This is a genomic window from Aurantiacibacter spongiae, from assembly GCF_003815535.1.
Lineage (GTDB): Bacteria > Pseudomonadota > Alphaproteobacteria > Sphingomonadales > Sphingomonadaceae > Alteraurantiacibacter > Alteraurantiacibacter spongiae.
Genome location: NZ_RPFZ01000001.1, coordinates 1755151 through 1778315 on the forward strand (window position 1 = coordinate 1755151; position 23165 = coordinate 1778315).

General features: G+C 61.6%; 17 protein-coding genes. 13 read left to right on the plus strand and 4 right to left on the minus strand.

What is annotated here, in order from left to right; translation table 11 throughout:
- The first annotated feature begins 65 nt into the window (after positions 1–65).
- The 5 genes from EG799_RS08595 (at position 66) to EG799_RS08615 (ending at position 10538) form a co-directional block, all read left to right on the plus strand.
- Positions 66–4310, plus strand: coding sequence for a strawberry notch family protein (locus EG799_RS08595; protein ID WP_123880341.1), 4245 nt, complete (start codon positions 66–68; stop codon positions 4308–4310).
- Positions 4311–4413: 103 nt separating this feature from the next.
- Positions 4414–6387 (plus strand): ParB/RepB/Spo0J family partition protein, encoded by a 1974-nt coding sequence (locus tag EG799_RS08600; protein ID WP_123880343.1) that lies wholly within the window; start codon positions 4414–4416, stop codon positions 6385–6387.
- Positions 6388–6715: 328 nt separating this feature from the next.
- The gene (locus EG799_RS08605; RefSeq protein ID WP_123880345.1) at positions 6716–8662 is read left to right on the plus strand and encodes an ATP-binding protein; all 1947 of its coding nucleotides are present in this window, start codon (positions 6716–6718) and stop codon (positions 8660–8662) included.
- Positions 8663–8977: 315 nt separating this feature from the next.
- A complete protein-coding gene (locus tag EG799_RS08610) occupies positions 8978–9622 on the plus strand; it encodes a hypothetical protein (RefSeq protein WP_158611048.1) in 645 nt (214 codons plus the stop codon).
- Positions 9603–10538 carry a PDDEXK family nuclease gene (locus tag EG799_RS08615; protein ID WP_123880349.1) on the plus strand — a complete coding sequence of 312 codons (936 nt, stop codon included), beginning with the start codon at positions 9603–9605 and terminating at the stop codon, positions 10536–10538. The genes EG799_RS08610 and EG799_RS08615 overlap by 20 nt, the downstream gene beginning before the upstream one ends.
- A gap of 19 nt (positions 10539–10557) precedes the next feature.
- Here the strand turns inward: EG799_RS08615 and EG799_RS08620 are convergent, their stop codons facing one another.
- The 3 genes from EG799_RS08620 to EG799_RS08630 all read right to left on the minus strand — a co-directional run bounded on the left by EG799_RS08620 (position 10558) and on the right by EG799_RS08630 (position 14820).
- Positions 10558–11067 (minus strand): hypothetical protein, encoded by a 510-nt coding sequence (locus EG799_RS08620; protein WP_123880351.1) that lies wholly within the window; start codon positions 11065–11067, stop codon positions 10558–10560.
- Positions 11068–11251: 184 nt separating this feature from the next.
- Positions 11252–13015 (minus strand): UvrD-helicase domain-containing protein, encoded by a 1764-nt coding sequence (locus tag EG799_RS08625; protein WP_123880353.1) that lies wholly within the window; start codon positions 13013–13015, stop codon positions 11252–11254.
- Positions 13012–14820 carry an ATP-dependent nuclease gene (locus EG799_RS08630; protein WP_325051124.1) on the minus strand — a complete coding sequence of 603 codons (1809 nt, stop codon included), beginning with the start codon at positions 14818–14820 and terminating at the stop codon, positions 13012–13014. Before EG799_RS08630 ends, EG799_RS08625 begins: the two co-directional genes overlap by 4 nt.
- A 498-nt stretch (positions 14821–15318) precedes the next feature.
- Between EG799_RS08630 and EG799_RS08635 the strand changes: the two genes are divergently transcribed.
- From EG799_RS08635 to EG799_RS08655, 5 genes are all read left to right on the plus strand, one after another.
- Entirely contained in the window at positions 15319–16248 is a 930-nt protein-coding gene (locus EG799_RS08635) for an ArdC family protein (RefSeq protein ID WP_123880357.1), read from the plus strand.
- An 11-nt stretch (positions 16249–16259) separates the two neighbouring features.
- Complete coding sequence (locus EG799_RS08640) at positions 16260–16700, plus strand: hypothetical protein (RefSeq protein ID WP_123880359.1); 441 nt, start codon at positions 16260–16262, stop codon at positions 16698–16700.
- Positions 16701–16919: 219 nt separating this feature from the next.
- Positions 16920–17855, plus strand: coding sequence for a DUF2493 domain-containing protein (locus EG799_RS08645; RefSeq protein WP_123880361.1), 936 nt, complete (start codon positions 16920–16922; stop codon positions 17853–17855).
- Positions 17856–17925: 70 nt separating this feature from the next.
- A complete protein-coding gene (locus EG799_RS08650) occupies positions 17926–18195 on the plus strand; it encodes a hypothetical protein (protein WP_123880363.1) in 270 nt (89 codons plus the stop codon).
- Positions 18196–18464: 269 nt separating this feature from the next.
- Positions 18465–18863, plus strand: a complete 399-nt coding sequence (locus EG799_RS08655) for a single-stranded DNA-binding protein (RefSeq protein ID WP_123880365.1) — start codon at positions 18465–18467, stop codon at positions 18861–18863.
- Positions 18864–18930: 67 nt separating this feature from the next.
- Here the strand turns inward: EG799_RS08655 and EG799_RS08660 are convergent, their stop codons facing one another.
- Positions 18931–19197, minus strand: a complete 267-nt coding sequence (locus EG799_RS08660) for a DUF6437 family protein (protein WP_123880367.1) — start codon at positions 19195–19197, stop codon at positions 18931–18933.
- 346 nt (positions 19198–19543) lie between these two features.
- Between EG799_RS08660 and EG799_RS08665 the strand changes: the two genes are divergently transcribed.
- The 3 genes from EG799_RS08665 to EG799_RS08675 all read left to right on the plus strand — a co-directional run bounded on the left by EG799_RS08665 (position 19544) and on the right by EG799_RS08675 (position 23130).
- Entirely contained in the window at positions 19544–19765 is a 222-nt protein-coding gene (locus tag EG799_RS08665) for a hypothetical protein (protein WP_050599527.1), read from the plus strand.
- A gap of 730 nt (positions 19766–20495) precedes the next feature.
- On the plus strand, positions 20496–20828 hold the full coding sequence (locus EG799_RS08670; RefSeq protein ID WP_123880369.1) for a hypothetical protein: 333 nt from the start codon (positions 20496–20498) through the stop codon (positions 20826–20828).
- A complete protein-coding gene (locus tag EG799_RS08675; RefSeq protein WP_123880371.1) occupies positions 20818–23130 on the plus strand; it encodes a type IV secretion system DNA-binding domain-containing protein in 2313 nt (770 codons plus the stop codon). Before EG799_RS08670 ends, EG799_RS08675 begins: the two co-directional genes overlap by 11 nt.
- Positions 23131–23165: the final 35 nt, after the last annotated feature.

The following is a 23165-nucleotide window of genomic DNA, read 5'->3' on the forward strand; positions in this document are numbered from 1 at the left end:
GCTTCTCGAATTCTTGAACCGGCAGAGGGCGCGTCCCGATGCCCTCATCAGGAGGACGAATTGCCATGTTTCAATCAGACCTGTTTCCCGCCGGCGAGCACTTGCCGTCAGAGCCCCTAGCCTACGCCATCGGCACCAGGATTGCCGAGCTTCTCGGTTCGGGACGTCACCTTTCCCGTGCCGACATTTCCGGTCTGTTCGCCGAAGAGACCGGCGTCATGGACTGGGGAAGCGCCTGGACCATCGACGACTACAACAACGCGGTCGAGATCGGCGCACTGCTCTGGCTTCGCGAGTCTTCACGCATCGATCTGACAACAAGCGTGCACGAAGCCGACGCGCGGTTCGACTGGCTCGAAGCCGCCTTGCCGCCGCGGCACGTGCGCAGCGAAGCACAGGTCGAACTCCAGCAGTTCTCGACTCCGCCGATGCTGGCCTGGCTGATGGCGAAGGCCGCAGCAGTCTCTGCGCACGACGCGCTACTCGAACCGTCCGCAGGCATTGGTGCGCTTGCCGTTTGGGCCAGTGTCCAAAACGCTTCATTGACCCTCAACGAGGTCGATCCGGCAAGACGAGACAGTCTGGGTCACATCTTCCCTTTGGCCACGATCACCGCGCACGACGGCGAACTGATCGCCGACCTGCATCGCGGCGCGCTCCCATCGGAGGTGCTGATGAACCCGCCATTCGCTCGTAGTCGGGAACGCGGCAAAGACGGTGAGACTGCCAAGCGTCACCTGCGTGGTGCAATCCGGGCCGCTGCTAACGGGGCGAGGATCGTCGCCATTATGCCCGAAGGCTTCGATGCTTCCACCTTTTCCCCGGCACACGAGGCTTCATTGCTCCTCGATGTTCGCTTGCAGCAGATGTTTCGCCGGACAGGGACGGGGATCGCCGTTCGCCTGGTCGTCATCGATAAAGTGCCTGCTGCGCATCAGCCAGCGATCACTGGAGATACCTGCGACCTGATCGCGCTCCACGAGCTGCTCAACGCGCTTCCGCCACGCGTACACACCTCCGCCAGCCTCCATCGCCTGCCAATCGGGAAACCAGTCTGCCTCGTTGGCAAGACTTCAACGCATCGCGCGCCGGTCCGGCCGGTGGCGCCGTTTGTAGCGACAACACCAGCCACAGCGAATGCGGTCGACCTGGTCTATTCTGTCCTCGCCGACCCCGCGCCGGTGCCCGAGCAGGCAGGCATCTACCTGCCTTACCGGCCCAGCCGCATTGCGTTCGAAGGCGCGCCGGCCCATCCCACCCCGCTCGTGGAATCGGTCGCCATGGGTTCGGTCGCGGCGCCGCAGCCGGACGTTAACCCGCGCCTTCCCGCAAATTGGCAGGCTGATGGTCTCTTGTCCGATGCGCAATGCGAGACACTGGTCTACGCCGCCCAAGCATTTGCTCGCGATCTTCCGGGCCAGTTCAAAGTCAGCCAGGAAGGGACCGCGCTGGAACTGTCCGAAGACGGGCACGCATTCCGCCAAGGCTTCTTCCTTGGCGACGGAACCGGAGCGGGCAAGGGACGACAGATCGCCGCGGTCATCATGGACCGCTGGCTCGCAGGCGAGCGCCGCCATGTCTGGATCACCAAGAACGAGGCGCTGCTTGAAGATGCACGTCGCGACTGGGAAGCGCTTGGCGGGCTGCCGCTCGATCTCCAGCCACTCTCACGCTGGAAACTCGGCCAGCCCGTAACGATGTCCGAAGGCATTCTCTTCGTCACCTATCCGACGCTGCGCTCGGGCCGCGCCGAGGATACGCGGTTCGACCAGATCCTTGCCTGGGCGGGAGAGGAATTCGACGGCGTGATCGCCTTCGACGAAGCCCACGCCATGGCCAATGCGCTCGGAGGCTCTTCAATCCGCGGCAAGGTCAAGGGCTCTGAACAAGGGATGGCGGGCCTCAGGCTGCAGAACCATCTCCCGCGCGCCCGCGTGCTCTACGCGTCTGCCACTGGTGCCTCGGACATCGCCAATCTCGGCTATACTTCCCGGCTTGGCCTATGGGGACCCGAGACCGCATTCCCGACCCACGAAGCGTTCATGACCGAGATCCGCGCTGGCGGCGTCGCGGCGATGGAACTCGTCGCCCGCGACCTCAAGGCCCAGGGACTCTACCTCGCCCGAGCGCTGTCCTTCGCCGGGGTCGAGTACGAGATCCTCGAACACAGTCTGACCGAAGCGCAGGTGCGGATCTACGATGCCTATGCCGAGGCCTGGGCGATCATTCACCGCAACCTCGAAGCCGCGCTCGAGGCGACCCGTGTGGTTGATGAGGACAGCGGCGATACGCTCAACCGGAATGCCAAGGCGGCAGCGCTTTCGATCTTCGAAGGTACCAAGCAGCGATTTTTTGCCCAGCTCCTGCTCTCGATGAAGCTGCCCAGCCTGATTCCGGCGATGGAAGCGGCGCTTGGCGAAGAGCATTCGGTAGTCGTGCAGCTGGTTTCGACCGCCGAGGCCATGCTCGACCGGCGCCTCGCCGACCTTACCGTGGAAGAACGCGAAGCGCTCGATATCGATCTGTCCCCGCGTGAATATGTCATCGACTACCTTGCGAAGAGCTTCCCGGTGCGCCTGATGCAGGTCTTCGCCGACGAGGAAGGCAATCTTCGCTCCGAGGCGATGAGCAACGGGGAGGGCAATCCCGTTTTCTGCCCGCGCGCCATGGCCGCGCGCGATGCGCTGATCGAACAGCTCTGCGCGCTGCCGCCCATCGCCACAGCGCTCGATGCGATCATCGAACATTTCGGAACCGACGCGGTGGCCGAAGTCACGGGCCGGACCCGCAGGCTTGTCCTGGGCCGCGATGGTCAACAGCGCCTCGAACGGCGAAGCCCCAGAGCCAATGTCGCCGAAGCGCAAAGCTTCATGGAAGGAAGCAAGCGGATCCTGGTCTTCTCGGACGCCGGCGGCACGGGTCGATCGTACCATGCCGACCTTGGCTGCAGAAACCAGCAGCGCCGGGTTCATTTCCTGCTCGAGCCGGGCTGGCGCGCCGACAACGCTATCCAAGGTCTTGGCCGTACCAACCGCACCAACCAGGCCTCGGCCCCGCTTTTCCGCCCGGTCACCACAGATGTGAAGGGCGAGCGCCGTTTCATCTCGACCATTGCGCGCAGGCTCGATGCGTTGGGAGCACTGACGCGCGGCCAGCGCCAGACCGGCGGACAAAATCTGTTCGACCCGGCAGACAATCTCGAAAGCGACTATGCGCGCGATGCGCTCAGCCGCTGGTTTCAGCTGCTCTATGACGGCAAGCTCGAAGCCACGAGCTTCGGCCAATTCGTCGAGCGAACCGGCCTCCGTCTCGAAAACCCCGATGGCGGGCTGACCGACAATCTCCCCACCATCCAGCGCTGGCTGAACCGCATTCTTGCGCTGCCGATCGCGCTCCAGAACGCCATATTCGACGAATATCTCGGCCTCGTCGAAGCGCGGATCGAAGCTGCGCGCGAAGCCGGAACGCTCGACCAGGGACTGGAGACCGTAAGGGTCGATCGCTTCACGGTCCTCGCCGATGAACTCCTGCGCACCGATCCCGTGACTGGAGCCGAGACCCGCCTCGTCTCGCTCGAAGTGACGAGGCACCTTCGGCCTCTGCGATTGCAGCGCCTGGTGCGTATGCACGAGATCGGTAGCCAACACGCAATCCCGATGCGCAATGCGCGCTCAGGAACGGTCGCACTGTCGGTTCCTGCCCGGCGCCTCATCGCCGACGACGGCACCGTGATCGAACGTCGGCGCCTGCTTCGACCGCTCAAGTCAGCGAACTGGACGCTTGAGGCACTCAGCGAAAGCCACTGGGAAGAAATTGGCGTCGCTGCGTTCACCAGCGCATGGCGGACCGAGGAAGAAGAAGCGGCCAAGTCACCGGTGACCGAGCGCGTCCATCTCGCCACCGGACTTCTGCTTCCGGTCTGGAAGCGCCTTCCCGGCGATCATGTCCGCGTCACCCGGCTCGTTGCCGAGGACGGCCAGTCGATCATCGGGCGCGATGTGCTCGATGTCGATCTCGCGGCAATTGCCGATACCTTTGGCCTTTGCGGAGTTACCGGGCCAGCTGCAGAGCAGATCGGCGACCTGGTCCTCGCCAGCGGCAAACCGCTGGGCCTCGCGAGCCACGATCCACTCACCGTGAAACGCTCGCTGGTCGGCGGCGAGCAGCGCCTTGAACTGACCGGGTTCACGCCCGATCGCCTCGACTGGTACAAGAACAAGGGCTGCTTCACCGAGATCATCCGCTACCGCACGCGGCTGTTCGTGCCAGTCTCCGCAGCCGCGTCGATCCTCCCCGCGCTGGCCGCCTGATCCCTCAGTCAGACCCCAATCTCAGAATGAGAGTGGAGGGAGCCTTTGGGCTTGTGGGCCTCGTGATCCTCACCTGCGCCTTCATTCCATCAGGAGAACACCCATGATCCAGTCGATTCCCTTGAAGAAGCTCGTCCCGAGCCCGCGCAACGTTCGCAAGTCGAGCGACGTGCTGGCCGACCTCCAGCTGCGGGCAGACATTGCTGCGCGCGGCCTGCTGCAGAACCTCGTCGTGCGCAAAGGAAAGCGCGGCAAGTTCGAGGTCGAAGCAGGCGGTCGCCGTCTCGCCGCGTTGCAGGCGCTGGCTGAAGAGGGCACATTGTCCGACAACCACGAGGTCACCTGCCTCGTCATCGAAGGCGAAGAAAGCGAAGTGCGCGAAGCCAGTCTTGCCGAGAACTTCCAGCGTCTCGCGATGAATCCGGCCGACGAGGCGCAGGCTTTCGCGGCAATCATCGAGGCAGGCGCCACGACCGAAGACGTGGCGCGCCGCTTTGGCCTCACCGTCCGGTTCGTCGAAGGACGTCTGCGCCTGGCCTCTCTTGCGCCATGCGTCTTCGAAGCGCTCACCGAAGGAACGATCACGCTCGACATGGCCAAGGCCTATGGCGCGATTTCCGACGTCGAGCGTCAGGCGCATGTCTATGCCGAACTGCAGGATGCCTGGTACCAGATCACGCCCGACACGATCCGCCGCATGGTGCTCGATGCCACGGTGCGTGGCTCCGATCCGCGAGCTGTGCTCGTCGGACGCGATGCCTACCTCGCCGCAGGCGGCCGGATCGAGCGCGAACTGTTCGACGATGATGCCAGCGAGAGCTGGATCGATATCGCGCTGCTCGAAGACCTCGCACACAAGGCCATGGAACAGGCGGCAAAAAAGACCGCACTCGAATATGGCCTTGCCTGGGTGCGGCCGACGCTTGGCACCTATGTCAGCCATGACATTGTTGAAGGTCTGGGTCGCTTGCCCTGTGAGCCTGCGCCCATGACCGAACAGGAAGCGCAGGAGCTCGGCGAGCTTGAGGCCGATTACGACCGCGTCGCCGCGGTGCTGGAAGACGAAGACAGCGACGAGGACGAGGTCGCCAAGGCCGAACAGGAACTCGTGGTGATCGACCGCGCGATGCGCGCGCTCAATGATCGGCCGCCGGTACTCGCTGACGAACTGAAACCCGAGGCCGGTGCCTTCCTCGTCCTCTCGCGCAATGGCGAGCCGACATTGGTCCCGCAGTACTACACCCAGACCGAGGTCATCACCGACGAAGGCGTGGTCGAGCCCATTGAAGAGAGCGGTCCGGCGAAGCCCAACGGAAGCTCGTTGTCGCAGCGCCTGCTCGACGAATTGGCCATGCAACGCCGCGATATCCTGGCGATCCATCTCGCCAACGATCCGGCACTGGCGCTCGACTTCATGGTCTTCACGCTCGCAGATGCCGATGGACATGACTGGCGCGCGAAGAAGGCGTCAACGCTTGTCGGATCGGTAGCGTCCGGCCCGGTCACCGGGTTTGAGGCCAAGGATGCCCCGGCGAGCGATGCCCTGGCCGAGTTTGCCGGGTCGCTCGATGAAAGCTGGCGTGCTGGCGAATGCGACGTGGAGCGGTTTGCGAGGTTCCGGGCGCTTTCCGATGAGGCGCGCTCGGCCTGGCTTGGTCATGTCGTCTCGCGCACACTCGTTGCCAGCCTGGCTTGCGAAGGCGAACGCTCGGTACCGCTGCACGAGGCGCTCGGCTCGTTCCTCGAAATCGAGACCGCGCATTGGTGGCGTCCCACGGCGAACAACTACTTCGACCGGGTGGCTAAGGCCCGCACGCTCGAGGCGCTCGATGCCGCCGGCGGTCCCGAACTGGTCAGTCGGTACGCTGCTTCGAAGAAGGCTGAGCTTGCGAGTGCAGCCGAGCGCATCTTCTCCGGTAATTTCATCGGCGAGGCCGACGTCAAGGAGCGGGCGCAGGCTTGGGTTCCGCCGATCATGCGTTTCGCCAGTTACGAAGAAGTCGAATTGGCTGACCACGACGGAGACGGGGCGGTCAACGCTGAAGCAACCGATGAGATTGCCGAGCAGGCTGCCTGACCCCTCCTGACAGGTCCAGGTCACTCGGCAGGCGGTCCGTCGCTCTCGCGACGGGCCGCCTTTTCGTGTTCTTCCAGTGCGGCGTCCGAAACGATACTTCTGAAAGCGACATTCCTAGTGATGAGGAAGCGTGTCAGTAGTCGCTGACATAGCCGACGTTCCGGCCGCCGGATGCTCTCCTTAAAAGCCGACGTTTGTTCGGCGAAGCTAGGGAGCGCAAATGGGCTGCTTGCCCGGTCGTTAGCGCCCATTGCGTTCGTTTTCCGCTCTCGCTTTATCGATGGTGGCCGTTCGGCTAAGGTCGAGGAAGAGGGAAACCCGTCCGCGCATGACCACACTGAATCTCCAGGCAAAACAAGACTTTCTCGAACGCGACGCGGCGACCCGCGATCCCGTCCGCGCGATCGCCGAGCTCGTCTGGAATGCGCTCGACGCCGACGCGACCAGCATCCAGGTGACGCTGGAGCGCAATGACCTCGGCGGCCTCGGCGCGATCCGCGTCGTCGACAATGGCTCTGGCATATCGGCTAAGAGCGCTGAGCATGACTTCGGCAACCTTGGCGATAGCTGGAAGCGGGACACCCACCGCACCGGCCTTGGCCGCGCCATTCACGGCAAGGAGGGCCGCGGCCGCCTGCGCTTCTACTCGCTCGCGCAGCGGGCGCGCTGGTTCACGACTACCCGCTCGGAGGAAGGTCTCTCGTCGCGGACGCTAGAGATACACGCAAAGTCGCTCGAGCGCTGCGAGGTGGTCGAGGCCGAGGCGCCGACGGGCGAGAACACCGGCACGACCGTGCTCCTCACCATGCTCAAGGACACGTTCGACGCGCTTTCGACGCCCGACGCCTACCGGCAGTTCAGCACGCTGTTCGCGCCCTATGTCCTGCAATATCCAAACGCCGAAATCTGGTTCAACGGCTTCAAGGTCGATCCCGACGTCACCATCCATCGCTGGCAGGACCTGCCACCCATGGTCATCCAGCTTCCCGACCGCACGATTGACGACCTCAAGGTGAAGGTCATCGAGTGGAAGTCGGCGAGCGAGACCCGCCAGATCCATTTCGGCGGCGAGGACGGCATCGTCCTCGGCTCGCAGCCCGCGCACGTCACCGCGCCGGGCTTCGAGTTCTCGGCCTACGCCTACAGCGCCTTCTTCCAGGAGATCGCCGACGACAATCTGCTCGAGCTCGATAATCTCGGCGAGCCGAATTTCCTGGCCGTGGTCGGCCACATCCGCGAGGCGCTCGGCGACTATTTCCGGTCGCGGATGAGCGAGCAATCGCTCGGCGTCATCCAGGAGCTCAAGGACCAAGGCGCCTATCCCTACGAGGGCGAGCCGCGCGACGAGATCGAGCGACGCGAGCGGCAGGTCTTCGACATCGCGACCTACGCGATCAACTCGCACTCGCGCGACTTCTCGCGGGCCGAGACCCCGCTCAAGCGCATGACGCTGACCCTCCTAAAGGAGGCGATCAAGCACAACCCCGACGACCTCTCGACCATCCTCCAGGCCGTGGTGAACCTGGGCAAGGCCAAGCAGTCGGAGTTCTCGGCGCTTCTCAAGAAGACCCAGCTCGGCAACATCATCGGCGCATCAAGCCTCATCTCCGATCGCGTGACGACGCTTGAGGTGCTGAAGGGCATGGTCTTTGACCCCAAGTTCCGGCGAACCGTCAAGGAGCGCGGCGAGCTCGACGCGCTGGTTCGCGACAACACATGGCTATTTGGCGAGCAGTTCCACATTACCATGGCCGAGAGCGGCCTGACGAAGGTGATGAACCGCGTCGCGGAGGACCTAGGCGCCAAACGCAAGGGCCGGCGCAAGGTCACTAAGCTCGACGGCAGCACCGGGCGGGTCGATTGCTTCCTCGGCCGCTCGGTGCCGCATTCCGACGAGGGCAAGCGCGAATACCTTTTGATCGAGCTCAAGCGTCCCTTGCTCAAGCTCGGCCGCAAGGAGCTCGACCAGGTTGAGGACTATGTAAATGCGATCCGCCAGGAGGTCGAGTTCACCCACACCGACACCAGCTGGAACTTCTTCCTAGTCGCCAGCGAGTTCGAGACCGACATTCACAGTCGAATCTATCAGAAGGATCGGCCCCACGGTCTCTTCCTCCACGGCGACAACTTCAAGTTCTGGATCAAGACCTGGGCCGAGGTCGTACGCGAGAACGAGGCCCGGCTCCAGTTCGTCCAGAAGAAGCTGCAGGTTGAGGTCTCGGACGAGGAGATCGAGCAGCGCATCGCGGACCTCCGGCAGCTTGTCGTCAAATAAGCTCAACCATATGTAAAACCCAATCCCGCCGACAAAGCTGACGTTTAGCACCTCAGCCCAGCTTGCCAAAAGCTGTTGTTGGTTCATGTGAAGCCGGTAGGCGGCCATTGGGCCGCGAGCGGACCGTCGGATTTTGGGTGGGAAATTTGGAAAAGCTGCCAACAATTCAGTTGCTCGCTGATGCAGCAATGGGCGAAAGGCCCCCAAGAGAAGGCGGGTTCATCCGCACATCCCAAGCGTCGTTCTTTCAATATTGCGAAAATAGCCCGGGCGCGTGTCTATGATCGAGCAACGGTTTGAACGGAGCCTACAATGTTGGACGGGGTCTACATTCTCGAGACTTTAAGCCCTGAAGATTTCTTTGAGCGCCGGCTCGACGGCCATGCCGCCAACGAAATCCTGCGGATATTGGGAACCAAGACCGAATATCGCGTGGCTTTCACGCGCAAACTTGCCGAACGTGCGATCCGTGAAGCGGCGAGGCGGAAATTCAAGATCTTCCATTTTTCTTCGCACGGGAGCAACACGGGCGTCACGCTCACAAATGGCAAGCGCTTGACTTGGGACAAATTCGTTGAACTCATCGCTCCAGTTGCGGGCGCGGATCATGCGCTGGTGATGGCGACCTGCGGTGGGGGCGACCGCGAACTCACGAAATCGCTTACCAAGGCCGGCGTGATCTTCGGCTGGGTGTTCGGCTCGACCGCCGACACCGTCCACTTTTCCGATTCGTGCCTAGCTTGGTCCATTCTCTATAATCGCCTCTATGACCATGGCTTCGAACCTGCGGCGCTTAAGACCACGCTAAAAGCGATTAACGCCGCCGTCGTCGGTGAATTCGTCTACCGGCGATGGGACGGCAAACGCTATTTACATTTCCCGACAACTAAGGCCGGAGCCGCCAAAATCCCGAGCGGGTCGCACAAGGTCCCGCGTGCAAGTGGAACCGATCATGGGTAGTGTTTCGCAATTCTTTCAGCCGCCGCTCTACTGGCAACAATTCGAGGAGCTCTGCGTCGGCCTGCTTACCGAAACCTATGATGTGCCCAACGCCCAGCAAGTCGGTCGACCTGGCCAGGCGCAAAGTGGCGTAGACATTTACGGAAGGTCGGCGCGTTTCGGGATGATCGGCATCCAGTGCAAGCGGCTCGCCGAACTGGACGAGAACAACAATCCCTTTCCCGGCGGGCCCATCAACCGCGCCTTTCTGCGCAAGGAAGCCAATGCGGCGCTCGCCTTCCAGCCCGATCTTAGACTCTGGATCCTAGCGACGACCGTGCGCCGCGACACCCGCGTGCAGGCTTGGGTCGATGAGCTCAACGACGAATGGGACCGTGCCAAGCGTGACCGTATCGCGATCGTATGGACTTGGGATGAGTGCATCTCGGCGCTCAACAACTATCCCCGGCTCCAGCGCGACTATTACCGCGACGTCATCGGTGTTCGCGCCCCTGCCGACCTTGACGAAATCATTCTCCAGACCTTCGCCATGGCGTTTCAGCGTCCCGCCTTCGAAATCCCGCTCCACTGCGAATCGCCGACCGAGTTTCTCGATGCGCTCAAGGATACGCAGCGAGCGGTTCGTACTGGCGAACTCGTCGATCGCGAATCACGCCACGTCATCCGCAAGGCGATCGGGGGCTATCGCGAACTGAGCGACGTCTCCGCGCGCGAGACGCTCGGCGAGATCGATCGCTGCCTCCGCCGGCTACGGTCAGCGCTTGAGCAGGGCCTCAAAGATGGCACGATTCAGCGGACCAGCGGATATCTCGACATCCGAGACAGAAGCCTTGCCGACTACCTCGAAACCCTGCGCGAGTGCTGTGTCGATGACATGAGTCGCGTCCTGGTCAGGGCTGGGCTGCCCCCGATCTAGCTGCCCGCCTACGGAATCTCTAGCTTAGTTGGATGAAACCTTTGCCATAAGCCAGCGCAAGTCCGACGAACAGGACGGCGGGTGGGAGCAGCCATTTGGCGGCCTTGAACCAGGTCTCGCCCGCGCGCACGCGGCTCCATTCGGCCTTGAGCAGCACTTGCGACAGAGCAATGATACGGTTCTGATCGCTCATCGGATCGACCCCGTATTCTTGGGCGAATGCGGCGTCGCGTAAGCGATCGAGCGCCTCGAGTACCGATTTCCACTCTTCCTTCTCGGGGTTCTCGCGAAGACGGATTCGATTCAGTGCTTCGTCGAAGTCGATAAGGATTTCCGCTTTTTTGTCACAGGCCTGAGTGCGGGCATTGCTGGCAAGGGTGAGGACGCGTGCAAGGTCGCTGCGTTGCGCGTTGATCCAATCCTGACGAAACTCGGTGGTCTTCTGTTCCTTGCCTAGAACCACGCCGATGAAAGCGGCACTCGCGGCAATCACCGCGGCTCCGACATAGGCTGCTGCCGTGACCGCCATTCTCCCCCCCATTCCATCTACAAAATCATTAGTGCAGAGTTAGCGTCGCCAGCATGCTGTAACGACATGGCCGAGCGCTTCGAACGCGACCACGACGGCGAGATCTTGGAACGCATTACCCTGTACCCAAGGCTTCGCGCACCGACCACAAATCGGCCGCCAAGCGAAGCGCAGCAAGCTGCGCTCATCCAAGGCCAGCCTCCGCGATGAAGGGGGTTGGCGTGTTCTTCCAGTGAGACTGATCGGACGCTACGACGAGGACTCGCTTGGCTCGGGTCAGCCCCACATAAAACAGCCGTCGTGCCTCATCATAGGCTTCCTGCGTTGATGTCGAGAAGTGCGGGATACTGCCGTTGTTCATGCAGATCAAAGCGACACCATCGAATTCGCGCCCCTTGGAATTGTGCAGCGTGATCAGCTTGAGCGCATGCTCGGGATTGGCGAATAGGCCCATATCGGAGATCTGCAGATTCGCGAGATCGACCTTGCTGGCCTGCATATCGGATAACATTTCTTCGGCGGAATCGATCAGCGGCTGTTTGGCGTTGCCCGGCAACCATTCCTCGAGTTCGAGATAGTCGCCCGCCTCGCGGGCGATAGCGCGCAGCCATACGACACCGCCGGGATGTTGGTCGGCAAGTTCGCGAGCGAGATAGATAAGGCCGAGTGCCGCGCGACGCCCCTGATAGCTGAACATATCATAGCGCGAGTTCCCGGTGAGATCACTGATGAGCCGAAACAGTGCTCGCTCGACACTCGGGAGTCCGAGGTAATTGCCGGCTTCGGCGCAGGCCCCAAGTTGCTCGGCAAGTCCGGCAAGCAGACGGCGACGCTTATAGGGGCGCGCGCCCGGACCGAAGACCGGGACGTCGAATTCACGGAGGGCGCGGGCAACGGGGATGAGATGCGTCCACCATGGCGCTAGGATCGCGGCCTTGCCAAGCGGGATGCCAGCATCCTGCAGGGCGGGCAGGAAATGGTCGGTGATGGCGTCGATCGGCCGGTCGACGTGGACGTAGTTCACTTCCGCCGCGAGCTGGGCTGCATCGCCCGCCGACTGCATCCCCGGCAGGGTGGGGATGAGTGTTGATGCAGTGCTGACTATCGCCGGCCCGCATCGGAAGTTGCCGGTCAGGGCCGTGTCGCGGTGCGCGTCGATCTGATCGCCGAACTGCTCGGCGAGTTCGGGGCGAGCGCCGGCAAAGCGCATGATCGACTGGTTCTGGTCACCAACGAGGAAGAAGCGGGTGTGGAGGAAATGCCGGAGCGCTCCAAAGATGGCGATCTGGATATCCGTGGTATCCTGGAATTCGTCGATCAGCAGCCAGGCAAAGCGGCTCGCGATACCCCGTCCGACGAACGGGTGCTGTTGGAGAATCTTCCAAGAATAATAGAGGATCATCGCGAAATCGAGGTGTCCATGGGCGCGGACCCGTTCCCAATAGAGCGCGGCGGATTCGTCCGTGACGATGCCGGTCTCGATACCTTGGCCGCAGGGTTCGCCGTTCACGTCAATGCGAAGCGATTCATAGTCCTCGAACACCTGCCCGGCTGGCATTCGACCGAAGGCATCCTCGACCGCCGTCACGATCTGCTCGAACAGGCTGTTCTCGCGGGAAAGCACCTGAAACGACGCCGGTACCTCGGGAATCAGCCAGCTATAGGGACGCAGGATGAATTGCAGGCAGAAAGCGTGGATCGTGGAGATTTCACAGTGGTCCGCGATTGCGTTGTTGCCGTATGTGCGCAACCGGGCCTCGATCTCGTCGACCGCTGCATTGGTATAGGTGATGCAGCCGATGAATTGGGGCGTGCCGACGACCTGATCGGCCAGCGTCAGTAGTTTGGCGAGAATGACCCGCGTCTTGCCACTGCCCGGGCAAGCCGTCAGCAGAAGATTGCCGTCATGTTCGACCGCCTCACGCTGTTCTGGTGTCAGCCGGATCATTCGGTGAGCCACTCATAGGCCTGCTCGATATAGGGCGGCAGATCGGACGCGAGATTTGCGTAGCGCGCTGCTATCTGCGCGAAGCGCGCTTTGCCAAAGCGCTTGGCGGTATTGAGCGTGATACGGCCAAGCTCGACGCGCAGCGCCGTCTCTTCGGCGAGGCCCAGTCCCCCGAGCGCGAGCGTTGCGAGCCCATTCTCCATCTGCGTAAGGATCTGCGGCGCGCCGAGAGCACGAACGGTCTCGATCAGCATCGGCAGGCGCCCGACCGATACCAGTTCACGTTCGAAAGTAGTGGCGCCCGCGAATGTGGACACAAAGTCGCTTTCCAGTGCCACCAGATCGGGGGCGTCGGTCTCCGGATCGAAGTCCTCGGCGTCGGACGGCTTCATGTCAGCGTCGGCCACGATGGCGCATTTCTTCTCGAGCGAGCCGGCGCGGAACAGCTTGGCATAGACGTCGAAATGGACGCCATGAATCGCGATAACCGAGATGCCGAGCCGCTCAAGCTTCACGCCGTACACATGCTCGATCAGCGCCGGGATCAGGAACATCTCGGCTGGCCCTTCCACCAGCATGACCTTGCGGGCGTAGAGCAATGCGCTCTTGGTTGCGTCGAGATAGCGTTCGAGATCGGCAATCTCTGGCGTGGTCAGCGCCGCATTGAGCGCGAGATTGCCCGCAGCAATGGTCGCGTCGTCGCGCTTGGTGAGCGATACAATGCTGCTCAGCGGAACTTGTGAAGTCACTTGGGTACTGTGACTGGTCAGGATGGTCTGCAAGCCGATCGCGCGCAGGGCCGCGATCAGCGAAAATTGCAACTGGGGATGGAGATGCGCTTCAGGCTCCTCGATCAGGATCAACTGGCCGGCCGAGCGGTTTAGCGCCATGCGCCGCTGGAGATATTCCATTAGGATCGCGATGTAGAGGATGTTGTTCATGCCAAGACCGTTGCGGCCGGGTTCGAACGAGGTGAGCGACAGGTCCGACAGAATGATTTTCAGGTTGCGAATGATCGCACGGAAGGTTGCGGCGGAGAGGCCGAGCGTGGCGTCCATCTCGAACGCGGGGCCAGAGACATCCTTGAACCGCGCGTCGATTGCCCCTGCTATCTCGGCGATAGTCGCCGAGTTCGCGATTGCCTGATTGGCCTGGTCGAGGATGGCAATCAGGGCATCCTGTTCGACCTGATCGATCTCGAACGCCTCAATGAGGCGGATAAGCGGTGACTGGCGAGGATTGCGTAGGTCGTTCTCGACATCACGAAGCGCGGGGAGATGAACGAGAAGGTAGGATTGCAGGTCAGCGAAGCGCACGGATTCACCGATCCCTTCTTCATCCCAGGCAATGTCGGTGAGGTCGATCGCGGGATCACCACCACCGCGGATTTCCCACTGATAGTCCTCAAGTGTCAGCGTCCCGGGTGCGATGTCACCACTCGCAAGTTGCTCCCGGACAGCCGGGCGCGGACGGAAGCGGTAGAATATGCGCGCACGATCTGCGGCGGTCTTCCAAGTGCTGACCAGGGCTTCTTCGTTTACCTTGCCTTCGAACCCTGTCAGCTCAATGCCTATTAGAACCTGGCTTGGCTCGGCAATATCGATCGCGGAGTGGATGTCCTCGCGCAGCAGTGACCGAAAGCTCGAGGGCAACATGTTGTCGAGACAGATCTGGATCGCTCGCAGGATAGCGGTCTTACCAGTGTTGTTCTCGCCAATGATGCAGCACAAATCATCAGAGACGTTCACGTCAAGCGATGCGAAGGTGCGAAAGTTCTGAATTACGATCCGTGCTACCCGCATCATCCCCACCTGATTGTTCGGCGGCGAAGTGATGCCCCGGTGACATGTGATTGAATCAGGAGCAGCGGCAAGACAAGGGCGTTTGTCAAATTCCTACCGACTTGGATTACTTCTAGGATCCTCTACCTACTCAGTAAAAGGTCGTAATCTGCCACCGGTCTAGGAGCGCTAGCCGGCGATGCTGCCATAGAAGCACGAAGATCAATCTAGGCACCTAGCTGCTGGCACTGAACCTGATTGGAGGCGAGGCGAAGCCGAGACGCAGATTCGCCATCGGGGGGCGTCTGCTATCCCAAGCAGCGCTGCTGAAAGCAGACGTTCCGGACCGTCCAACATTTTGGACAGATTGAGCCGAGTGATCCGATGACCACATTCAGGAGATCAGCGGCATCTCTTCTATGGCCGGCGAGAGGGCGCTTAGCGTTCCATTAAACGAGAGGAGAGGGAGCTTTGCTCGGCCTGAACCGGGGCATGTTCGTCCCGGCGATCAGGAGAACTCCCATGACCAAATCCCGCCGCGCTACTTCGACTTCGCCTGCCCAACGCCTTACCGCAGCCATTATCAAAAAGCTCGAGCAAGGCACCAAACCCTGGGTAAAGCCGTGGCGCGGTGTGCCGGTCTCGCGGCCCTTGCGCTCCTGCGGGACGCCCTATCGCGGCATGAACACCTTCTGGCTGTGGATGGTGGCCGATGGCTGCGGCTACGACTCGCCTTACTGGATGACCTACCGCCAGTGTCAGGCGCTCGGCGGACAGGTCCGCAAGGGTGAGAAATCGACCATCGCGATCTTCTACAAGAGTTACATCAAGGAGGTCGAGAACCCCGAAGGTGAAGCAGACACCGAGAGCCGGCGCGTGCTCAAGGCCTACGCCGTGTTCAACGCTGACCAGTGCGACGGCCTCCCTGCATTCTATCATCCCAAGCCGCTGGTTGCCGCGCTTGAACCCGAAGGACGCGAAGACCGGCTCGATGCCTTCTTCGGTCAAGTGGGCGCAGACCTGCGCCATCATGGCGCCCAAGCCTATTATGAGCCGCTGCGCGACCGGGTCACCATGCCGCCAGCCGAACTCTTCGAAGCCTACGACCAGTATTACGCGACGCTCGCGCACGAGCTGTCGCACTGGACGGGTCATTCTTCGCGGCTCGACCGCGATCTCAAGAACCGCTTCGGCAGCGACGCCTATGCTGCCGAGGAACTGATCGCAGAACTGTCCTCGGCCATTCTCGGGGCAGAACTGGGCCTTCCGGTCACCCACCTCGACCATCACGCCAGTTACATCGCATCCTGGCTCAAGATCCTCAAATCGGACGAGCGCGCGATCCTGAGCGCTGCGGCCAAGGCCGAGGAAGCGGCCAGCCTGCTCCTCGAACTGGGTGGTCACCAATCCAGTGAAAGCGAGGACGACGTCGATCTCGCTGATGCAGCCTGAGGAGCAGTGATATGGGACGTTCCGTCAGCTATCCAACCGGCTCCGTGGTGGCCTTTCGCCTGCTTGATGACGGCGAAGACGACGATATCGACTGGGTCTACGAGTGCCTCGTCGACGAAGTCATCGTTACCACGAAGGCAGCCTTTCCTTCCTTTCAGCGCTTCGATGGATGGCGCGGCCGCGAAGACCGTATCCTCCTGCGCAACACCTTCGCCGATTGCGGCATATCGACCTATTGCGGCCTTGCCGCGATCTGGCTCGCCGAACGCGACGATGCCCGGTACTGGGAAGCCGACATCTACAACCCACGAACGGCGAGGGCGCGGCACTGGCTTGGCCAGGTCTCGGGTAGGTTCATCGACCTGTTTGGTGAGTTGCGCCTGATCGGTCGGTTCTCAAATGGCGAAGCGATCTTCGAGCGCTCCCGATCCGCTTGCGTCACCGGGTTCTGATCCTGCCTCATCCCTGTCCGCCGGGAGAGGCCCTTGGGCCGGTCGGGGCGCGCCGCAACCTGCGGCCCGTCAGCCCGTGTTTCCCGCGCCAGCCTAGGGCCGCAGGTTTCCCGCTACGCGGTGCGTCTCGCCCCTTTTCCCGGCCCTGATCGGGCTCCGGCGGACAGGGTCGCGGCAATGGTGCCTCCTCTCCTTGTCCCTGCGATCAGGAGACACCCCATGTACGACAGCTTCATCGACCAGTTGAGCGGCCTTGACCTTTCAGGCCTCAGCATCAGGCCGGCCCCCTTCAACGCGACTGACTTTCCCTGCGAGGATGCGATCGATCAGACGCTTGGCGCCGTATGGTCCGACCTCTTCGCGATGTTTTCCGACACGGCCCTGGAAGCAGATGCCGAGGATATTGCCTGGGGTGTGGTCAATCTTTTTCATCGTGCCGCCAGCCGCAAATCCGCTCAGCTTGACCGGGCCAGCGACGAGATCCGGGTCCTGCTCGCATCGGCTGATGGCTCCGAGGTACATTCGAGCAATCTGGAGGAGCAGGTCGAACGCGCGCAGGCCGCCGAAGCCAGCATGCTGGTCTTCGAGCAGATGCGCGAGGCTGCAGCAGGACTCTACCGTGACGAGACCGGTTCCTCTTGGAAGCCCGTGTCCGGCTCGCGAACGAGCCATTCGCGAAACCTCACATCGGCCGTGATCGATGCCCGCGATTTCCTTCGCGCACGCGCAGAGAACCGGCGCCATGCCCTGATCCCGGAAGGCACTCCAATCGTCTTTGCCGGTGGTCGCCAGAGCTTCGAGAGCGCCGAGGATGCGAAGCGATATGCCGACAACGTCTGGGCAACGCTGGACATGGTTCGCGATGTGGTTCCCGATCTCTTCCTCGTCCATGGCGGCGACGGCAAGGGTGCCGATCGCCTCGCCGCCAGCTGGGCTGAACGCCGCGAAGTGCAGCAGCTGACATATTCGCTCGATCGTCGGCTTGGTGCCCGCGCTGGGTTCAAGCGCAACGAGCAGATGCTCGCGCTCAATCCGCGTTACGTTGTCGCCTTTCCGGGCAATGGCGTGACCGAACGGCTGGTGATCGATGCCAAGACGCGCCGTATCACCGTGGTCGATCGTCGCGGCCTCTTGGGTACCTCTCCAAGGTCCTGAGGGGGGCTTCGTCATCCATATTTGAAATGCCTGGATGTGCATTCGGCACCGACCTGACTAAGGACCGGTCATGCAACTTGACGATCTGCTGCAGCGCTACTTTGCCACCACCGTCCTCTCCGGGGTTGCTCCCGACACCTTTGCAGCCGGCATCGAGCATTGCCGGGTCGATCTCGGCCTTGAGGAGGACCGGGGCAAGCGCTTTGCCCTGTGGTCGTTCCTGCACATGTTCGGGTCCGCCCCCGATCTCGATGTGGCGTTCGAGAACGAAGAAGATCGGGAAGCAGCCCGCAACTTCATGGATCTGCTGGCGGCATCGGAAGGCGAAGGCGAAGCCTGATTGCAAGTGCCGGTCACGGCACCTTCAGACCCGCACCCGATACCCATCCGGCTTTCTTCGCGAACAGTCCTGAACCAGGTCAGCTGAGGACGGCAACCCGTTCCTTTGACGGCCGTGTTGGCAGCTGCGCTGCCTGCCCGCGCCACCCGTCAGGAACAGGTTTCCCTTGGAGCTTCGCCCCTGCGGTGCAGTCCTCCCATGCCCTGCTTCTTCTGGATGTTCGCAAGCCGGAGATGGTCTCCGGTTTGAGGAACTGAAGGACTACTATCATGACCAATATCGCAATCCTCACCGGCCGCATCGCCCGCGATCCGGAAACCCGCGAGACCAAGGGCGGCACCAATGTCACCGGGATCACCGTCGTCACCGATCGCCCCGCGCGCGACAAGGACGGCAAGACCTACAAGGACGAGAACGGCTACACCGCCAAGGAAAGCGAGTTCCACCGGGTGACCTGCTTCAACGGCCTCGCCAAGACCGTCGGCCAATACTGCTCCAAGGGCCAGCTGGTATCGGTCCAGGGGCGCATCCACTACACCCAGTGGGAGGACAAGGACGGGGTCACGCGCTACGGTACCGAAATCCTCGCCGACAAGGTCGACTTCCTCTCCCGCGGTAGTGGTTCGAGCGACGACAACGACAACACCGACGCTCCCGAGATCGACTGACATCGATCTCGATCGTTCCCCTTGCGAAGAGGCTCTGCCGCAAGCGGCAGGGCCTCTTCTTCTGTGGTTACTGGGTTCCCGGCGCTGTATTCGAAGCACGGGTTGCACCGCGCCCAGTCAGTTTCTCGATCGCGGCATCCTCGCCGAGTTTCCCGAGTTCTTCGGCAACCTTCCTCAGACCCTTCTTCGAGAAGCTTTCGAGGCCGCTTCCCAGGATGATCTCGCCGAGTTCCCTGGCCGCTTGCACTTCAAGTTCGCGTTGTTTGGCGTCGAGCGCCTCGCGGTCCGCTTCGAGTTTTTGCAGGGCTGCAATCGCGCTCCTGTTTCGGGGCATGTTACTTATCCTTTTGTCCCCCTCAGATCTGCTCCCCGGTTGTTTTCATGCCCGCGTCATCGGGGTGTAGGAAAGGCAATTCGCACCCAGCAGGCGTTCGATATTGGGGCGGAGGTGGTGGGTCCTTGCTCACGGTTCTCCCAGCATGATGGCCTTGCGCCTCCCGCCTCAAGGACAGCGGGGCCCCACCATTTTGCCCGCCACCGGATTGCATCCGGTAGCGAACAAAATCGTTACCCCCACCGCCGCTGGCGCGGTCGCCCATCCGGGCGATCCCTGACCCGGGATGCACAAGACCATCGCGCGCACCTCCTGTCGTCTCGCGACAGAAATCAGGAGGATTATCATGGCTTATTCGATGCATTGCGCCCTTCCGTCACGGAGCTATTTCGAGGCTCTGGAAACAGCCGAGAAGAGAGCGCTGCACAGTTTCTTCGATCAGCACGTTATCGAGGATGACGAACTCGGGTACTTTGCCCTCGACGAGGGTGACTACAACATCTTGCCAGCGCATCTCGCAGCGCGGGTGGTCCACACGGTCCACGGCGGCATGCTCGACGAGTTCTGAGACTACTGACAGGGCGGGAACCGGGAACGGTTCCTGCCCTTTTTTCTTGTTCGCCGGGTAGTCCAATCAAGCACAAGAATCAGGTTCGGTCGGTTGCTCTGACGGTCGCCCACCGCAATGCGGCGGCGCCCGATAAATGGAGCGGGGCTGTGGACGCACTCTGTCCCGCGCATCTTGCGATGCGCTCCTGAGGGTGCGGCGTAATTTGTTCTTGGGCCCCGCGCGCACTTGCGAACCGGCACCGGGTCGGGCGGCGGGAAGTTGGGCACGCGACATGCCCCGTTTGCCTTGCTTCCCACGCGCCCTTGGCCGCTGCCTTTTTCGCAGGTGCTGTCGTTGGCTGGAAGCGTCGAAATGCTCTCGATCTGCATCCGAAGAGGTGCCAGGCCTGGTTGCTCGCGCTCCATCGTGGAGGTCGGGAATGGTCGTCCTTGATCAATCCCCGTTGCTGACTGGACCACCTCGCGCACTTGGGAACAAGGGAGCACACCCTACCCCGCGATTTCGGGATTTATCTCTCTGTTATTGCTGAAGAATTTGGTTTTGGGCGGAATCAACCCGTCTGCGAGTAGAGCGGCTTTGCGCTGATCCGCAGACAACTCACATCCATTTATCACTCTGAAATATTGTCTGAATCTTTCGATTGACTGCGAGTTGTTCACGATTTATTCTCATCAGCACCTTCCGCAAGGTGAGCCAGGTTCCGTCGGCCCGACAAGGAACCTGTTTCATGACCCGACAAGATCGGCTTCAGACATTCGTATCTCTCTCGGTTGGTAACTGGGTTCGCCAGTGTGCCGCGGACTACGGCGTGAGTGTCAGCGTCTTTATTCGTGACCTCATCGTCGCAGCGTGGCAGCGCGATAACGAGGCGAAAGAACGCCCCGCAGGGCTCGATCCCGCGCGCCAGGCTATCTTCATTTCGGTGGCGCTCGATGCGCTTCTAGCCAGCCATTCTGACGCGAGTTTGCGCGACCGTACGCACGAGGCTTACCGGCGACGCCTCGAGCGTCTTGGCCTCCCCGTCAACGCGAACATGGGAGGCCATTCCCATGAAGCATAATCTCCTGAACTTCACCCGCGGGAGCCAGCTGCTCGGCCACTTCGGCTTCATGTTTGCAGCCGGCCTGAAGGGGCCTCTAATTGTCACAGGCCTTGTTGCTGTCGGCACCTGCTACTGGGAAGTGCGGTCGGCTCTGAGTGATCACCAGATCTACCTGGTCTGGATGCACATCTACGCCAGTCTCTATGCCTTCATGGAGTTCGATCCTGCCAAGCTGGTCAACCTTGAGTTGCTTGACGGCGAAAGGGTCGGCCTCCCGTTTGGCATCGTTCGCGAGTTCCCGCCGATGCGCGAGGCGGTCGAAGCATTTCGTACGGCAGTGAAGCAGGGATTGCTGGTCTCGGCGGTACTGCTGATCCCGGCCTTCGTGTTCTTCTGGTGGTTCGCCGAGCGCTTTGGCGGGCGGTCGAAGGAACGAAAACACGAACGCGGTGCAATGCTGGTTTCGCTCGACGAACTCGAAGAAGAAATCGAGCGTCACAACAAGGCATTCAGGGCCGAAGAACTGGGACGCAAGTTCGGCTGGAAGTGGCGGCTTGCGAGCTCGTCGGCGCTCGCCGAGGCGGGCCATTACCAACCTGCACATCTCGCCGGCGTGAGCTGGCCGTGGCGGCTCGAGCAGAGCCACGCCATGCTCATCGGTACGACCGGAACCGGAAAGACCGTAGCGCTCACCGAACTCGTTGCCGAAGCACGTGAACGCGGCCAGCGCGCGGTCATTTTCGACCTGACAGGGGCCTTTATCGAATCCTTTTATGATCCCGCGCGCGACATCATTCTCAATCCTGTTGATGTTCGGTGTCCGCTGTGGAGCGTGTTCAACGACTGCACGACGGAAGCTGAGTTTCATGCCGCTGCCGAAGCGCTCGTGCCCCATGACGGAGGTGGTTCAGAACAGTTCTGGGTGCTCGCGGCGCGCATGTTGTTCGTGGAGATGTGTCTCCATCTTGCCCGTGCCGGCACAGCGACCAACGAGGCCTTGGCTCGGCGGCTGATGACCGCTGACCTGTCCGAAGTGCATAAGCTGATGCGCGGCACCATGGCCGATCCGCTGACCGCTCCGGAAGCGGCACGCATGGCGGAATCGATCCGCGCAGTGTTCAATGCGAATGCGAAAGTGCTGAAGCTTTTGCCCTCTACCGGACCGCGCTTTTCGGTCCGCGACTGGGTTAAAGGCGACTGCCAGGCAGGCTCGATCCTGTTCCTCTCTGCCCGCTATGTCGACATGAGCATCTCCTCGCAATTGCTGACGCTGTGGCTCGACACGGCGATGAATACGCTGATGACGCTCGAGCGCACGCAGGACCTGCGGATGTGGTTTCTGATCGACGAACTCGGCGCCCTTCACCGACTGCCGGCCCTTGAAAAAGGGCTGCAAACGGCGCGAAATTTTGGCGGGGCGATCGTCACCGGCGTGCATGCGTTTGCCAAGCTCAAGGAAGTCTACGGCGAGAACATGGCCACGACATTGTCCTCGCTTGCGCGCACCAAACTCATCCTGGCGACGGCCGATCGCGAGACAGCGACCTGGTGCTCTGATTTCATCGGCCACCGGCAGGTGCGCGACATGGAAGAGGGCTACAGCTACGGGTACAACAATGCGCGCGATGCAGTCAGCCTGACGCCCAGGCGGCAGATCGAGCCGTTGCTCCTGCCCGACCAATTCATGAACCTTCCGCGGCTGTCGGCCTACATCAAGTTCCCCGACGGATTTCCCGCTGCGCCGGTCTCGCTCATTCCGCGCACGCGTGGTCGAATCGCCGAAGGTTTTATCGCCCGCGAGAAACCGCTCATAAAGCCTGCCCAAGGTCCTGCGGCAGCTACGCTCCAGGCAAAACCGTGTTCGAAACCGAATGACGAGCATCCCGCTTCGAATGACGACGGTGCCGGTAAGCCTGTCGATTCAAAGCAGCTCAAATTCGACCTCGAGGGGCAGCTCCGTGTCGCCGATGAACCGCAAGATCGGCAGGAGCCTGTGCCGCTTGAAAAGCTAAATGCAGGGCGCGCTATTGGTGATCTCGATGCCGAAACCCGGTCCGATACGCATCTGGATGCAGGTCCAACGCTACCTCTCGCCGCAGTGCAAACCGGTGAGGATGCACCAGCAATGGGCGCGGAACAGCATCCGTCCGAACCAGGAACCGCCGGCGATGATGCAGCTGGAAAGGGCGGTTCGACGCCACGAGGCCGGGCGGCGGATAACGGGCGTCAGTCGCTCACGCCGGTCGAAAAAGACCTGCGCGAAGGCGCGGTCGCAGATCCTCCGGAAAAGGACTTCGGCGAGTTCGAGCCCGACATGTGAAAGGCAAATGGGGAGGGAATTACCTGGCCGCGAGG